The organism is Microtetraspora malaysiensis (assembly GCF_001528665.1).
GTDB classification, from domain to species: Bacteria; Actinomycetota; Actinomycetes; order Streptosporangiales; family Streptosporangiaceae; genus Microtetraspora_A; species Microtetraspora_A malaysiensis.
Window position 1 is genome coordinate 12,585 of record NZ_BBYJ01000023.1, and the last position, 13,141, is coordinate 25,725.

The 13,141-nt window shown below is 68.9% G+C and carries 15 protein-coding genes; 7 read left to right on the forward strand and 8 right to left on the reverse strand.

What is annotated here, in order from left to right; translation table 11 throughout:
• Positions 1–109: 109 nt before the first annotated feature.
• Positions 110–658 (reverse strand): dihydrofolate reductase family protein, encoded by a 549-nt coding sequence (locus AWQ71_RS27745; protein ID WP_067138246.1) that lies wholly within the window; start codon positions 656–658, stop codon positions 110–112.
• Between the two features lie 277 nt (positions 659–935).
• On the opposite strand from AWQ71_RS27745, the gene AWQ71_RS27750 reads away from it, so the two are divergent.
• The 3 genes from AWQ71_RS27750 (at position 936) to AWQ71_RS27760 (ending at position 3,028) form a co-directional block, all read left to right on the forward strand.
• On the forward strand, positions 936–1,364 hold the full coding sequence (locus tag AWQ71_RS27750; protein ID WP_067138248.1) for an Rrf2 family transcriptional regulator: 429 nt from the start codon (positions 936–938) through the stop codon (positions 1,362–1,364).
• A 79-nt stretch (positions 1,365–1,443) separates the two neighbouring features.
• Complete coding sequence (locus tag AWQ71_RS27755) at positions 1,444–2,172, forward strand: NIPSNAP family protein (RefSeq protein ID WP_067138249.1); 729 nt, start codon at positions 1,444–1,446, stop codon at positions 2,170–2,172.
• Between the two features lie 64 nt (positions 2,173–2,236).
• On the forward strand, positions 2,237–3,028 hold the full coding sequence (locus AWQ71_RS27760) for an NUDIX hydrolase (RefSeq protein WP_067138466.1): 792 nt from the start codon (positions 2,237–2,239) through the stop codon (positions 3,026–3,028).
• A gap of 10 nt (positions 3,029–3,038) precedes the next feature.
• On the opposite strand, the gene AWQ71_RS27765 is transcribed toward AWQ71_RS27760, so the two are convergent.
• The 4 genes from AWQ71_RS27765 to AWQ71_RS27775 all read right to left on the reverse strand — a co-directional run bounded on the left by AWQ71_RS27765 (position 3,039) and on the right by AWQ71_RS27775 (position 6,303).
• Complete coding sequence (locus AWQ71_RS27765) at positions 3,039–3,428, reverse strand: nucleoside triphosphate pyrophosphohydrolase family protein (RefSeq protein WP_067138250.1); 390 nt, start codon at positions 3,426–3,428, stop codon at positions 3,039–3,041.
• Positions 3,429–3,695: 267 nt separating this feature from the next.
• Positions 3,696–4,313 (reverse strand): maleylpyruvate isomerase N-terminal domain-containing protein, encoded by a 618-nt coding sequence (locus AWQ71_RS27770; protein WP_067138252.1) that lies wholly within the window; start codon positions 4,311–4,313, stop codon positions 3,696–3,698.
• 218 nt (positions 4,314–4,531) lie between these two features.
• On the reverse strand, positions 4,532–4,930 hold the full coding sequence (locus AWQ71_RS44690; RefSeq protein ID WP_218001990.1) for an FAD-binding protein: 399 nt from the start codon (positions 4,928–4,930) through the stop codon (positions 4,532–4,534).
• Complete coding sequence (locus AWQ71_RS27775) at positions 4,870–6,303, reverse strand: FAD-dependent oxidoreductase (RefSeq protein WP_218001991.1); 1,434 nt, start codon at positions 6,301–6,303, stop codon at positions 4,870–4,872. The genes AWQ71_RS44690 and AWQ71_RS27775 overlap by 61 nt, the downstream gene beginning before the upstream one ends.
• 155 nt (positions 6,304–6,458) lie before the next feature.
• Between AWQ71_RS27775 and AWQ71_RS27780 the strand changes: the two genes are divergently transcribed.
• From AWQ71_RS27780 to AWQ71_RS27790, 3 genes are all read left to right on the forward strand, one after another.
• On the forward strand, positions 6,459–7,310 hold the full coding sequence (locus AWQ71_RS27780; RefSeq protein WP_067138254.1) for a DUF72 domain-containing protein: 852 nt from the start codon (positions 6,459–6,461) through the stop codon (positions 7,308–7,310).
• Between the two features lie 69 nt (positions 7,311–7,379).
• The gene (locus tag AWQ71_RS27785) at positions 7,380–7,988 is read left to right on the forward strand and encodes a hypothetical protein (RefSeq protein WP_157570614.1); all 609 of its coding nucleotides are present in this window, start codon (positions 7,380–7,382) and stop codon (positions 7,986–7,988) included.
• A 63-nt stretch (positions 7,989–8,051) separates the two neighbouring features.
• The gene (locus AWQ71_RS27790; RefSeq protein ID WP_067138258.1) at positions 8,052–8,267 is read left to right on the forward strand and encodes a hypothetical protein; all 216 of its coding nucleotides are present in this window, start codon (positions 8,052–8,054) and stop codon (positions 8,265–8,267) included.
• A gap of 162 nt (positions 8,268–8,429) precedes the next feature.
• Here the strand turns inward: AWQ71_RS27790 and AWQ71_RS27795 are convergent, their stop codons facing one another.
• Positions 8,430–9,962: an MDR family MFS transporter gene (locus AWQ71_RS27795; protein ID WP_084259369.1), complete on the reverse strand. Its 1,533-nt coding sequence runs from the start codon at positions 9,960–9,962 to the stop codon at positions 8,430–8,432.
• A gap of 150 nt (positions 9,963–10,112) precedes the next feature.
• On the opposite strand from AWQ71_RS27795, the gene AWQ71_RS27800 reads away from it, so the two are divergent.
• On the forward strand, positions 10,113–10,715 hold the full coding sequence (locus AWQ71_RS27800; protein ID WP_067138262.1) for a TetR/AcrR family transcriptional regulator: 603 nt from the start codon (positions 10,113–10,115) through the stop codon (positions 10,713–10,715).
• Between the two features lie 82 nt (positions 10,716–10,797).
• On the opposite strand, the gene AWQ71_RS27805 is transcribed toward AWQ71_RS27800, so the two are convergent.
• Together AWQ71_RS27805 and AWQ71_RS27810 are read right to left on the reverse strand one after the other, a co-directional pair.
• Positions 10,798–12,084 (reverse strand): ArsB/NhaD family transporter, encoded by a 1,287-nt coding sequence (locus AWQ71_RS27805; RefSeq protein WP_067138264.1) that lies wholly within the window; start codon positions 12,082–12,084, stop codon positions 10,798–10,800.
• Between the two features lie 402 nt (positions 12,085–12,486).
• The gene (locus AWQ71_RS27810) at positions 12,487–12,948 is read right to left on the reverse strand and encodes a CBS domain-containing protein (protein WP_084259370.1); all 462 of its coding nucleotides are present in this window, start codon (positions 12,946–12,948) and stop codon (positions 12,487–12,489) included.
• Positions 12,949–13,141 lie beyond the last annotated feature (193 nt).

A 13,141-nucleotide genomic window follows, 5' to 3' on the forward strand; every position in this document is an offset into this window, starting at 1 on the left:
CGGGCGGAACGCATTCCGTCCGGCGATTCGTCATCGGTCGGATGACCGCTCGCGTGAAAAGCCGGCCGGGCCGCCAGGCTCCGTCCCTCGGGGCTGACGGCCATGCCGGTCACTTCTCGGCGGGCTGGTAGACGAGGGACAGTACGCCCGTCTCGAAGGTCGTCGAGGAGGTGAGCTTCATCGGGATCTGAACGCCCTCCTCGAACAGCCGCTGGCCGGTGCCGACCACGATCGGGTGGACGAGCAGTCGGAGCTCGTCGAGCAGGCCGTGCCGCATCAGCGAGTGTACGAGGGTGGTGCTGCCGCTGATGCTGATGGTCTTGCCCGGCTCCTGCTTGAGCTTGGTGATCTCCTCGACGAAGTCGCCGCTGATCAGCGTGCAGTTCTGCCACTCGACCTTGTCGAGAGTCGAGGAGACGACGTACTTCTGGATGTTGTTGATGAAGGGGGCGAACTCGTCGTCCGCCTCGGTCTTGCCCGGCCAGTAGGCGGCCCAGTCCTGGTACATCACCCGCCCCATCATCATCGCGTCACTCTCGGACATCTGTGCGCCGATGGCCGCGCCCATCGCGTCGTCGAAGTAGGGGAAGTGCCACTTGTCCGGCGACTCGACGACGCCGTCCAGCGAAATGAAGAAAGCCGCGACGATCTTGCGCATCTTTTGGTCTCCTCTGTCTCTCGTTGTGTGACCCACCTTGGCAGCCGACAACTTCTACTGTTAAGACAAAAATTTTTTTCGGTGCGCCGTGTCCCCCCGCCCGGGGGTCCGGAGTAGGTCGTTACCTGCGCGAATGCGCCGAATAGGAACAGACGCGATCGGCTTCGCCGGCCCTGGCAGGAAGCGGCCTTCCTCGATCACGGTGCGTACGGGTCAACGTCCAGGCCTTGACGACCCCACCTTGTTGTAACAAGATCTGTTGCAAACGGGAGGTGGGATGGCGGGGAACAGCCGGCTGACGATCGCAACGCACGTGCTGACGTGGATGGCGCTCGCTCGCCGACGTGGGCAGGACCTGTTGACCTCCGAGCAGGTGGCCGCCAGCGTGAACACCAACCCTGTGATCATCCGGCGCAGCCTGGGCGACCTCCGCCGGGCGGGCCTCGTGGAGGTACGCCGGGGCGCGGGGGCAGGCTGGACCCTGGCCCGCGCGCCCGAGGAGATCACCTTGCTCGACGTCTACAACGCGGTCGAGCAGCAGCCGCTGTTCGCGATGCATCACACCGAGCCCAACCTCGAGTGCCCGGTCGGAAAGGGCATCCGTCCAGCGTTGGATCATGCCTACGACGGTGTCGAGCAGGCGCTATGTCAGGAATTGCGGCGTACCTCGATCGCCGATGTGCTGAAGCGGACTCTCCGGGAGTAGGCAATCCACAGTCAGAACCGGCCGCATCCACAGCACGCACTCAGTTGTAACAAGAATTGTTCTGAGAGGGGCAGGCGGCATGGCGCCGATCGGCGACTATCCGATCATCGAGCTACGGCAGTACGCATTGCACCCTGGCCGACGGGACGTCCTGATCGAGCTGTTCGACCGGGAGTTCGTCGAAAGCCAGGAAGCCGGTGGTATGGCGGTCATGGGGCAGTTTCGTGACCTCGATGACCCGGACCGGTTCGTCTGGCTGCGAGGGTTCGGCGACATGCCGTCTCGCGCCGAGGCGCTGGCCGGCTTCTACGGGGGGCCGGTGTGGAAGGCGCACGGCCCCGCGGCCAACGCCACGATGATCGACTCCGACAACGTACTGCTGCTGCGTCCGGCGACGACGCGCTCCGGCTTCCCCGCCACGGCCGCCGTACGGCCCCCGATCGGCGGCGCCACGCCGCCACCGTCGCTCGTCCTGGCGACGATCTACCGCCGCGACCGGCCGTTCGACGAGGCATTCACCGACTTCTTCGATCGCGAGGTCCGCACGCTGCTGACCGCGACCGGGGCGCCGCCGCTGACGTGCCTGCGGACGGAGTACGCCGAGAACACCTTCCCCGCGCTTCCGGTACGTACGGGCGAAAACGTCTTCGTGTGGTTCGCGTGTTTTCCCAGCCAGGCTCACCTCGACGAGCATCTGACCCGGCTGAACAGCTCGGACCGCTGGCGGGACCACGTGGCTCCCGTCGTGGAGCCGATGGTGCTGCAGCGGTTACGGCTGGCCCCCTCCGCCAGGTCCCTGCTGCGTTGAAACAGGGTCGACCGATCTTGACGTGGTCGTTGTCGGGCAGGCCGCGGTGCGTCAGCATGAGGCGGTGACCGAGCCATCGCCGCACTCTTCTGCCGCCGGACTCCTGGAGGTTCACCGGCTCCGCCTGGTCGAAGTCGCCGCTCCTCAGCTGTCGCGCGACGAGCGACTCGCTATGGACCGCGCCTGGGAGGAGGCGGTACGGGCGAACCCGAGCCTCTTCGACGGGCCGGTGGTGGCGTCCGCGGGGCTGACGTGGGAGGGGCCGCACAGCGTGGTCCTCTCCTGGGTGAGGACGACCTACCGGCACTACGCGCTGCGCCGGGTTCCGGGTGCGACCTCGTGGCTTCCGTCGCTGTTCGCCGCGGTTGTGCAGCCGACCGAGGACGGCCGCCTGCTGGCCGGACGGATGTCGCCGACGACGGCCAGTCCCGGCCGCTGGCAGCTACCGGGCGGATCAGTCGAACCGCCGGACGATCATGAGTCTCTCGACGTGGCGGCGCTCCGCCGGCATGCCGCCCGGGAACTGGTCGAGGAGACCGGCGTCGACACGCCACCCGACGACCTGACCCTCTGGGGCGTCACGCGCGGGAAGAGGAGGAGCGTCGGTGTCCTGTTCCTCGCTCCGTGTCAGCCGGAGGCGCTGCTGCGCGAGCGGTTCGCGGCTCTGGTGTCCGCGGAAACGGCACTGGGGCGTGAGCCGGAACTGGACCGCATCGCCCTCGTGCGCTCCCCCGCCGAGTTGGCCGACCTCGGCGGGGCGCGGGTGGACTACCTGGAGCGGGTCGTCCGCCGGTACGCGGAAGAGCGTTCCGGCGCGATGCCCGACCCGGACCGATCCCTCGATGACGGCGGATGACCCGGTTGTTTCACGTCCCCTGGACATCCGACGGCGCGGCCCGGAGCCCCGTCCCGCTCGCCGACGCCTCAGGTCGTGACGGGACGAAGGACCGGTCCGGGTTCCAGACGAGCCATTTGCGCTCGACCTCTGCCTCCAGGTCGACGCCGTGATGTCGTGCCATCACCAGGAGCTGACACAGGACGTCGGCGAGCTCCGCCCGGAACTGCGTTTCCAGTTCGTCCGCGGAGTGCCCTTTGCTCCTGGCCTGCCCCGACCGCATGAGGAACGCCTGGGTCAGCTCGCCGATCTCCTCCTGAAGTTTCAGGAGAAACCACGTGTCGTCGCGTTCTATCCCGTGTTTGGCGGCATAGAGCTTCGACACCGCTTCGACTTCTTCAGTGAGCTGCCGCAGGTACATGCCGGGGAGTGTACGGTCGCGGCGTTGCCGGCCGTGCGGGATCGCTACTCGTCGCGGCGGGCGATCAGATGCGTGAGAGCGGCCACCTGACGGTAGGGATCGGTACGGCCCGCGCGTTCCTCGCAGGCCAGCAGAGCTGCGAAATCCTCGGGGACGGGCACGTCGCGAAGTCCATTTGGTGGCCCTCCGAAGTCGCGTTGTCGACAGCTCGGCCCTTGAACGCGAAGGCGAGCGCGGTTCACCGACGAGAATGGCGATTATCCGAATTCATGCCTTCAGCTCGGAGGCCTTAGACGGGTTTACCCCGTCCCATTCATCGAGCGGGGCACAGTGCCATTTCCAGCCGACCTGACGCTCATGGCCGGGGAGGTCGGCGCGGCCGTTGGCCCAAAGCAATGTCGCCCACGGATCAGCGCCGGTGGGAGCCCACGGGAACAGGCGGCGCACGGTGGCGTCACCGAGTTCCGCTGAGGGGACGAACCCGCGACCGAGGCCGTGACCCGCGTCGGCCGTGTGAACGAGCATCTCGTCACAGGCCATGGCCGCGAAGCCGGACGCGTCGGCGCGGCCGTGGGGGTGCCATCCGCGGGACCCCGGCGGCATGCCGTCCACGACGCGGGCCAGCACTCCGGCGGCGGATCTGAGCGTGGCGGCGAGGTCGATCGCCTCAGACTCCGGACGGACCCGCATCTCCATCGTGTCGAGCGCCCGCTCGCCCGCGGCCAGGTCGATGGAATACCACAGGACGCATTCGCTCATGTGCGCCACCACCTGGGCGACCGTCCACTCCATGCCGGGGATCGAGGCCGTCCAGTCCTGGTCCACTGCCGAGTCGAGGAAACCCGCGCATTCGTCGGCCACCCGGAGCACAACTCTTCCGTCCATCCCGGCATCCTCGCATACGGCATCGGACGCTCTCCGCTGGGGGAATTGCCCACTGCGGAGCGGGGTCGAAGCATTCGTCGAGCCGTTCCGGCAGAGCGGCGTACGCTCCGGGAAAGTCGCGACGGCCCATTTCTCCACGGCATTCAGGAGCGCCGCTTTCCATGGCGAGGAAAGCGGCGTTCGCGTCGTCAACGGGGTGTCCCACCCGCAGCGGGTGATCAGCGGTTGTCGGCGATGTGGTTCGCGGCGATGTAGCCGAAGGTCATGGCGGGGCCGATGGTGGAGCCGGCGCCGGCGTAGCTGTGGCCCATGACGGCGGCACTGGCGTTCCCGGCCGCGTACAGACCGGGGATGACCGCGCCGGACGGGGAGAGCACCCGGGCCGTGGCGTCGGTGACCATGCCGCCCTTCGTGCCGAGGTCACCGGGGACGATCTTGAAAGCGTAGAACGGCGGCAGCCACAGCGGAGCCAGACAGGAGTTGGGCAGGATCGCCGGGTCGGTGTAGTAGTGGTCGTAGGCGCTGTCGCCGCGTTTGAAGTCGGAGTCCTTCCCCTTCAGCGCGAAGCTGTTGAAGCGGGTGATCGTGTTCTGCAGGGCCGCGGCGGGGACGCCCATCTTGGCGGCCAGGCCGCGATCGTGCTCGACCGGACCAGGGCGCCGTTGCTGTACCACTTGTCCGGGAACGGCAGGGTCGGCGCGAGATCCTTGAACAGGTAGCGGTTCCGGTAGTTCTGGTCGATGACCATCCAGGCGGGGATGTGCGGCGCGGTGGCGTTCTTCTCGTACATGACGTGGACCACGTCGCTGTACGGCGCGGCCTCGTTCACGAAGCGCGCCCCCTGCTGGTTGACGATGATGCTGCCCGGGAGGGTGCGCTCGGACAGGCAGAAGTACGGCTCGTCGGGCAGCGGGATCACCGGCCCCCACCAGGAGTCGTCCATCAGCGCGACCTCGGCGCCGGCCGCCAGACCGGCCGCGATGCCGTCCCCGGTGTTCGACGAGGCGCCGACGGTCCAGTCGGTGCCGATGGGCTGCCGCTGGTAGTGGTCGCGCATCTCCCCGTTGTGTTCGAAGCCGCCCGACGCGACCACGACCCCGTACTTGGCCCGGATGAGGGTCTGGGTGCCGTCGCGGGTGACCAGTACGCCGGTGACACGGCCCGCGTCCACGCGGAGATCGACGAGCGGGGTGTTCAGCCAGACGGGCACGCCGGCCTGCAGCAGTCCGGCCCGCAGCGCTCCGGCCAGCGACTGCCCCATGGTGAGCGGCTTGACGCCCCGCGCGGCGGCCTTGAGCCAGCGGTCGTACGTTTCGAGCGCGATGGCCGCGCCCTTGACGTTCACCAGGGCGAGATTGAGCCATTTGTAGTCGCCGCTGAACACCACCTGTCCGTTCGGAACCGGGATGTACGCGGGATTCAGGTTGGCCAGTTCCGCGCCGAGGAGGTTTCCGTCGAACATGTCCGGCTCGACGGATCGGCCGTTCGCCAGGCCGCCGGGTAATTCCGGGTAGTAGTCGGAATAGCCCTCCATGAAACGGAAACGCAGCGGGCTGTTCCGCATGACGAACGAGATCATCTCGGGGCCGTTGCCGAGAAACGCGGCCTGTCGATCCGCGGGGACCTCGCTGCCGACGACCGCCGACAGATAAGCCGCGGCCTTGGCCGGGGTGTCCGGCACGCCCGCGGCGAGGAGCACTTCGTTGTTCGGAATCCAGATGCCCGCTCCCGAACGGGCCGCCGAGCCGCCGAATTTGGCCGCTTTCTCGACGACCAGCGTGTTCAGCCCCCGTTTGGCCGCGACCAGCGCCGCGGTCATCCCGGCCGCGCCGGCCCCGACCACGACGACGTCGTATTCCGGCGCGTCGGCGGTGTCCGCGCGCGCGGCGACACTGCCGAGAAGCCGTGAGCCGAACGCGATCCCGGCCCCGGCGGCGGCTGCGCCGCGGAGAACCTGCCGGCGGGTCGGTTGAGAACGGTGTGCAGGCATGACGAGACCCTTCGCGTAAGAAAGCGACCGTGGCGGCACCCCACGTCCGGGTACCTGCTGGTCAAGAGCATGATCTGGCGCCGACGACCAATCATGCGCTTGGTTGGTATAGCTGTCAACGACGAACCGTGCCGATCTCGGATAGCGTCGGTTCCATGCGGCTTCACGTGGGATGTGCGATGTGGACTCATGCGTCCTGGCAGGGGCGCCTCCTGCCACATCCGCTGCCCGCCGGGGAGCGCCTGCGGGCGTACGCGACGTGGTGCAACGCGGTGGAGGGCAACACGACCTTCTACGCGGCACCGGCGAGGAGCGCGGTGGAGTCGTGGGCCGGGCAGACCGACCCCGGCTTCCGCTTCGTGATCAAACTGCCCAAGACGATCACCCACGAGCGCCGCCTCACCGGCGCCGACGAGGAGCTCCGCGCGTTTCTCGACACGATGGAGCCGCTGGGGCCGCGGACCCACGCCCTCTGGATCCAACTGCCGGGTTCGTTCGGCCCGACCGACCTCGGCGCCCTGGCGGGCTTTCTCCGCGGACTCCCCCGCTCGCACAGGTACGCCGTCGAGGTTCGCCACCGCGCGTTCTTCGACGACGCGCGATCCGCGCGGTTTCTCGAACGGGCCCTCGCCGCCGTCGACGCCGAGTGGATCCCGTTCGACACCACCGCTCTCTTCCAGCGGCCGCCGACCAGCGACGCCGAACGCGACGCGTGGACGAAGAAACCCCGGGTGCCGCGCCGTTCGTCCGCCCTCACGGAGCGTCCGATCGTCCGCTACATCGGCCGGGACGACACGGCCGGCACGGTCGAGGGCTGGGGCCACTGGATCGACACGGTCGTGGAATGGCTGCGCGAGGGCCGTTCGCCGACGGTGTTCGTCCACACCCCCGACAACGCCGACGCGCCGGTGCTCGCCCGCCGCTTCCATGACGAGGTGCGGGAGCGGCTGCCCGAGATCGAGCCGCTGCCCGAGCCCATGCCGTCCGAGCCGCTGACCCTCTTCTGAGCAGGGCGCGGACGTCGCGTTCAACCGGTTGTTCAGAGAGCGACAAGTGCAGATCGGTAGCTTCCGGGCATGGTCCAACGATCTTTCGCCCTCGCCCTGGTGGCCGTCGCCGTGCTGGCCGCTCCCACCGCCGCCTCCGCCGCTACCGGAGCCTCGCCGGCCTCGGCCGCTTCGGCGGCCTCAGGGAGCCGTGACTTCTCCTTCCGTGGGATGAACCTGAAGCTCCCGTCCGGCTGGAAGGCGCACCGGGACGGTGACCGCATCGTGGTCGTGACCGGAACGTGCGCGAATCCGGAGCCTTTCGCGCCGAACTGCCAGTCGTTCTGGGTGTTCGGTCCGAAGGCGTTCACCAACCTCCCTGTGGGGGGCGGTTCCCTCACCTATACCGGCAAGTGGCAGTTCCACCCCTTCAGCGGCGTGGTGCCCTGCCCCTTCAACGCCAAAACGAGCTGGTACCCCGGGGAGAAGCCCAGCTCGACGGGTCTGCGCCAGGTCGGCCGCAGCCACAAGGCGCTGTACACCGCCTGGCCCAACCGGTGTGTGACGAACAACGGCGCCCGGCAGACGATGCGCTTCATGCAGCGGGAGTGGTTCCTGCCCGCGTCGAAGATCCTCATCGTGGACGTCTGGAACACCCCGGAACTGTCCGGCGTGCTCAAGCGGGCCACCTGGAGCTGACCGAACCGGGCCGGGACGCGGGGATAAGGGCGGTTTGTCACACCCTGGCGGTACGGTCGCCCCATGCGGGACGACCTCGGGAACGGCCTCATCTGGTGGTCCACCGGCCGCGCCACCGTGGGACTGGTCGTACGCGACGGTGTCGTGGTCGAGGCCCCGCCGTACGCGCGGCGCTGGGCGCAGGGGCGCGCCGCCGGAGAGATCTACCGCGAGGGAGATCGGCGCGCAGGCGTCACAGTCGTCTGGATCCCGGCGGACGAGCCCGTCACGGCGCCATGAGGAAAGCGGCGCCGGGCAGGCCTTGGGGGTGACGACCGCAGGGCGCCCCGCGTGTGGGACGCCCTGCGCCGCTCGTTCACCCTGCGCCGTGCCGGAGCACCTCCGCCGCTCCGGAGCCGGCATGCCGTACGCGAGGGGTCGGCGATGTCACCCGCCGATGTGTCACCGGGCGGGGGCCGGCTCCTCCTGCTTCGTCGCCTCGGACAGGTCCACGGTGTCCCGCAGCTTGACCGGCTTGAGGAAGAGGACGGCGATGACGCCGACCACCGCGATGCCCGCGGAGATCAGGAAGATGTGCCCGGTCGCGTCGCCGTACGCCGCGCGCACGATCCCCTTGATCGGCTCGGGCAGGGCCGCGATGTTCAGGCTGCCGGTCCCGGAGCCGGTCGGCTTGACGCCGATCTTGGCCAGGCCCTCGGCGATGTTGGTCGCCACCTGGTTGGCGAGGACCGCGCCCAGGACCGAGACGCCGATGGTGCCGCCGAGCGAGCGGAAGAACGTGATGGCGCCGCTGGCCGCGCCCAGCTCGCGCAGCGGGACGGTGTTCTGGATGGCCAGGACGAGGTTCTGCATCGACATGCCCACCCCGATGCCGACCAGCATCATGAAGCCGCCGATGAGCACGAGCGATGTCTCGTGGTCGATCGTGGACAGGCACATGAAGCCGATGGTGAGCACGATGGAGCCGGCCACGATGTACGGCTTGATCCGCCCGCTCTGGGAGATGAGCCGCCCCGAGATCGTGGACGACACGAGCACGCCGAACATCATCGGGATGGTGAGCAGGCCCGCCTCGGTCGGGCTGTAGCCGCGGCCGATCTGGAAGTACTGCCCGAGGAACACCGAGCCGCCGAACATCGCCATGCCCACGGCGAGGCTGGCCAGGATGGCGAGGGCGGGGGTGCGCATCCGCACGATGTGCAGCGGAACGACCGGCTCCTTCACGCGGGACTCGACCAACACCGCGAGGGCGAGGATGATCACCGCGCCGCCGACCATGACGGCCGTCTGCCACGACAGCCAGTCGAAGGAACCACCGACGAAGGTGACCCAGATGAGCAGGAGGCTGACGCCCGCGGCGATCAGGGTGGCGCCGGCGTAGTCCACCTTGGCGTCGGGCCGCCGCACCGTCGCGATCTTCAGCGTCTTGTGCAGCAGGACGAACGCGATCAGCGTGAACGGCACGGCGATGAAGAAGCACCACCGCCAGCCGAGCCAGGAGGTGTCCGCGATCAGGCCGCCGAGCAGCGGGCCGCCGACGGTCGCGACCGCCATGACGCCGCCCAGGTAGCCGTTGTACTTGCCGCGCTCCTTCGGGGGGATCATCGCGGCGATGATGACCTGGACGAGGATCTGCAGCGCGCCCATGCCGAGCCCCTGGAAGGCGCGGAAGGCGATGAGCTGCCCGGTGTTCTGGGCGAAGCCCGAGGCCAGCGAGCCGAGCAGGAAGATCACGATCGAGACCTGCAGCAGCGTCTTCTTGCTGAACAGGTCGGCGAGCTTGCCCCAGATGGGCGTGGACGCGGTCGCCGCGAGCAGGGAGGCGGTGACGACCCAGGTGTACTGCGACTGCGTGCCGTTGAGGGCCCCGATGATCTGGGGGAGCGCCACCGACACGATGGTGCTGCTGATCATGGCGACGAACAGCACCAGGAGGAGGCCGCTGAGGGCTTCCAGGATCTGCCGGTGGGTCATCTGTGTCTGGCCTGGCGGCGAAGCGGTCTGCGCGCTCAAGAGCTGCCTCCGTAGCAGGTGGAGAGGGGATACGAGCGATCGCATAATATATGCCCACTGAGCAACTTTGCTCAGTGGGCATATATTCCCGGACGCTAGGATTGCCGGAACATGGACACGACGGTGGGGCTGCGCGAGCGCAAGAAGGCCGAGACCCGGCAGGCCGTCCACGAGGCCGCCATGCGGCTCACGATGGAGCACGGCCTGGACAACGTCACCGTCGAGGCGATCGCCGACGCGGCCAACATCTCCCGGCGTACGTTCTCGAACTACTTCGCCGGCAAGGAGGACGCCCTCCTGTACGGCGAGCAGCGCCGCATCTGGTCCCTGGTGGAGGCGTTCCGCGCCCGGCCGGCGGAGGAGTCCACGTGGCAGGCGCTGCTCAACGCGGCACGCGGCCTCTACGAGGAGGTGGGCGAGCCCAACCGCGAGCTGGCGATCCAGACGCGGCTCGTCAAGCAACACCCGTCCCTGCTGGCCAGGCAGATGGCCAACCACATCCGCGTCGAGCGGGAGCTGTCGCGGGCCATCGCCGAGCGCGAGGGGCTGGAGCCCGGCGCCTCGCGGCCGCGCGTCCTGGCGGCCGCGTACCTGATGAGCCTCCGCATCGCCGCCAACCTCTGGATCGACGCTCAGCCGGACGAGTCCCGGCGGCCCAGCCTCCTCGAACTGGCCGAAGAGGTCCTCGCCGAGTTCGCTCAGCCGTTCCGGTAACAGGAACGCGTACGCCCGGAGACACCGACGGGGCCCCGATCCCGAGTGGGATCGAGGCCCCGGCCGCGTGAGGACGCCGCGCTCACATGAAGTAACGGAGCCAGACGTAGATCCAGGCCAGCACGGTGCTGAGGATCGTGACGACGATGCCGTACTTCGTGAACTGCCAGAACGAGATCCGGTGACCGGTCCTGGCCGCGATGCCCAGCGCCACGACGTTGGCGCTCGCGGCCACTGCCGTGCCGTTGCCGCCGAAGTCGGCCCCGAGGGCGAAGGCCCACCACAGCGCCTGCCCGATGCCCGCGTCCGGCGCCTGGGCGACCAGCCCCTCGACGACCGGCGTCATGGTGGCGACGTACGGGATGTTGTCGAAGAACGCGCCGAGCACGGCCGAGCCGAACAGCAGGGAGGTCGCCGCACCGAAGAAGTTGTCGCCCACGGCGCTGATCGCCCACGTGCCCACGGCCGAGATGACCCCGGTGTGGACGAGCCCGGCGACCATGACGAACAGGCCCATGAAGAACACCAGGGTGGGCCACTCGACCTCGCGGAGCACCTCCGGGACGTCCGGGCGGGCCACCATGATCATCAGCCCGGCGCCGACCAGGGCCACGATCGAGGGCTCGATGTGGACGACCGCGTGCAGTCCGAAACCGGCGATGACGAGCCCGAGCACGACCAGGCAGCGCGCCAGCAGGCGCGGGTCGGTGATGGCCCGCCGCTCCTGCAGCGCCATCACCGACGCCACGTTGTCCGGGTTGTACCGCAACGACTTCCGGAACAGCAGGCCGGTGAGCAGCACGAACACCACGAAGATCACAACGACGATCGGCGTCATGTGGACGAGGAAGTCGTTGAACGTCAGCCCGGCCCGGCTGCCGATGATGATGTTGGGCGGATCGCCGATCAGCGTGGCCGCGCCGCCGATGTTCGAGGCGAGGACCTCCGCGATGAGGAACGGCTGGGCGGGGATGCGCAGCCGGTCGCAGACCAGGACGGTGACCGGCGCGACCAGCATGATCGTGGTGACGTTGTCCAGGAACGGCGAGGCCACCGCGGTGATGACCATCAGCATCACCATGAGCCGGTACGGCCGGCCGCGTGACTTCTTGGCCGCCCAGATGGCGAGGAAGTCAAACAACCCCGTCTGCTTGATGATCCCGACGATGATCATCATGCCGAGGAGCAGGAAGACGACGTTCCAGTCGATGCCCTCGTGCTCGGAGAAGAAGACCTTGGCCCCGGGGATCAGCCCGAGGACGGCCATCGCCCCCGCCGCGACGAGCACGACTTTGACCTTGTCCACCTTCTCCGTGGCGATGAGGAAGAACGCGACGACGAAGATGGAGAGCGCGGCGACCGAGCTCATCCGGTCCACCCCGGCGGGCCGGCCGGCGCGATGGTCGCGGCGCGGGCCGCGGGACGCGCGGTCGGTATGGATGGGCGGAGTGACGACGCTGAAGACGCGGTAGAGCGGTGCACGAGAAGGCCTCCGAACGATATGCGGGCATGCGCCACCCACCGCGCCGCCGATTCACGGCGCGGCGTGAGTCCGTACGCGAGCGGAGAACGGCCGTCAGCGGGCGGCGCGCCGGACCGAGCCGGACCGAGCCGGACCACGCCGGACCACGGGGACCGGTCGTGGGCAAGGCCCGGACACGCGCGAACGCCCCAGGGCGACGCCGTCGACGCCTGGGTGGCGGTGATTTCAGGGATTCAGGGTGAGATCAGGGGTGAACAACGTGGGGATCGCGGGTTGAGGCGGCGCGGGTCAGCCGTCCGCGTCCGAGACGGCCATGCCGGTGAGCAACCCGTCCAGCGTGATCGCCCCGGCGAGCACGCCCGAGCGGTCCACCACTGCCACCAGGGGGCTGCGCATGGACGCCATCACGGCCGCCACCTCAAGGAGCGTCGCGTCCAGGGGCACGATCACCGGCCGGAGCGACTGCGACGGCAGGCAGTCGCCCACCGTGCGGGCGCCGAGCTCCTGCCAGAAGATGTCGGCGTGCGCCTCGTCCACCGTCCGGGCGAGGGCCGGATCCTCCTGGTACGTCCGCGGGACCGCCAGACGGAGCACCTGCGTTCCGGGCAGCACCACGCGTGGGCGGCCCATGCCGTCCACGACGATGAGCCCCGGCAGCCGGCCGAGGGTCATCACCCGGACCGCCCTGGTCACCGGGTCGCCGACGGTGACCGTCGGCAGTTGTACCGCTATGTCCTGTGCCCGCGTCATCGCTCTCCTCTCTGCCATCGGCCCCGCGTCGGGGATCCGGGGCGTGGCGACGGGAGCCCGGGCACCCGCCGCCTCAAGTCTTGCCGCGGGCGGCCCCGGCCGCCATCGGGTCCAGCACCCATCCTGAGTGGGGGACGGCATGTAGAAATCGCAGATGGGAGGGCGCGGGCCCGCGCGCGGATACGCGACGGGC

What these genes read in the sequence shown, in the direction of transcription:
- AWQ71_RS27755 (WP_067138249.1), top strand. Translation starts at nt 1,444, where the DNA reads ATGGCGCCGATCGGCGACTATCCGATCATCGAGCTACGGCAGTACGCA.
- AWQ71_RS27770 (WP_067138252.1), bottom strand. Translation starts at nt 4,313, where the DNA reads ATGGACGGAAGAGTTGTGCTCCGGGTGGCCGACGAATGCGCGGGTTTC.
- AWQ71_RS27745 (WP_067138246.1), bottom strand. Translation starts at nt 658, where the DNA reads ATGCGCAAGATCGTCGCGGCTTTCTTCATTTCGCTGGACGGCGTCGTC.
- AWQ71_RS27765 (WP_067138250.1), bottom strand. Translation starts at nt 3,428, where the DNA reads ATGTACCTGCGGCAGCTCACTGAAGAAGTCGAAGCGGTGTCGAAGCTC.
- AWQ71_RS44690 (WP_218001990.1), bottom strand. Translation starts at nt 4,930, where the DNA reads ATGGGCGTCCCCGCCGCGGCCCTGCAGAACACGATCACCCGCTTCAAC.
- AWQ71_RS27810 (WP_084259370.1), bottom strand. Translation starts at nt 12,948, where the DNA reads ATGACGCGGGCACAGGACATAGCGGTACAACTGCCGACGGTCACCGTC.
- AWQ71_RS27750 (WP_067138248.1), top strand. Translation starts at nt 936, where the DNA reads ATGGCGGGGAACAGCCGGCTGACGATCGCAACGCACGTGCTGACGTGG.
- AWQ71_RS27785 (WP_157570614.1), top strand. Translation starts at nt 7,380, where the DNA reads ATGGTCCAACGATCTTTCGCCCTCGCCCTGGTGGCCGTCGCCGTGCTG.
- AWQ71_RS27790 (WP_067138258.1), top strand. Translation starts at nt 8,052, where the DNA reads ATGCGGGACGACCTCGGGAACGGCCTCATCTGGTGGTCCACCGGCCGC.
- AWQ71_RS27800 (WP_067138262.1), top strand. Translation starts at nt 10,113, where the DNA reads ATGGACACGACGGTGGGGCTGCGCGAGCGCAAGAAGGCCGAGACCCGG.
- AWQ71_RS27805 (WP_067138264.1), bottom strand. Translation starts at nt 12,084, where the DNA reads ATGAGCTCGGTCGCCGCGCTCTCCATCTTCGTCGTCGCGTTCTTCCTC.
- AWQ71_RS27775 (WP_218001991.1), bottom strand. Translation starts at nt 6,303, where the DNA reads ATGCCTGCACACCGTTCTCAACCGACCCGCCGGCAGGTTCTCCGCGGC.
- AWQ71_RS27780 (WP_067138254.1), top strand. Translation starts at nt 6,459, where the DNA reads ATGCGGCTTCACGTGGGATGTGCGATGTGGACTCATGCGTCCTGGCAG.
- AWQ71_RS27795 (WP_084259369.1), bottom strand. Translation starts at nt 9,962, where the DNA reads ATGACCCACCGGCAGATCCTGGAAGCCCTCAGCGGCCTCCTCCTGGTG.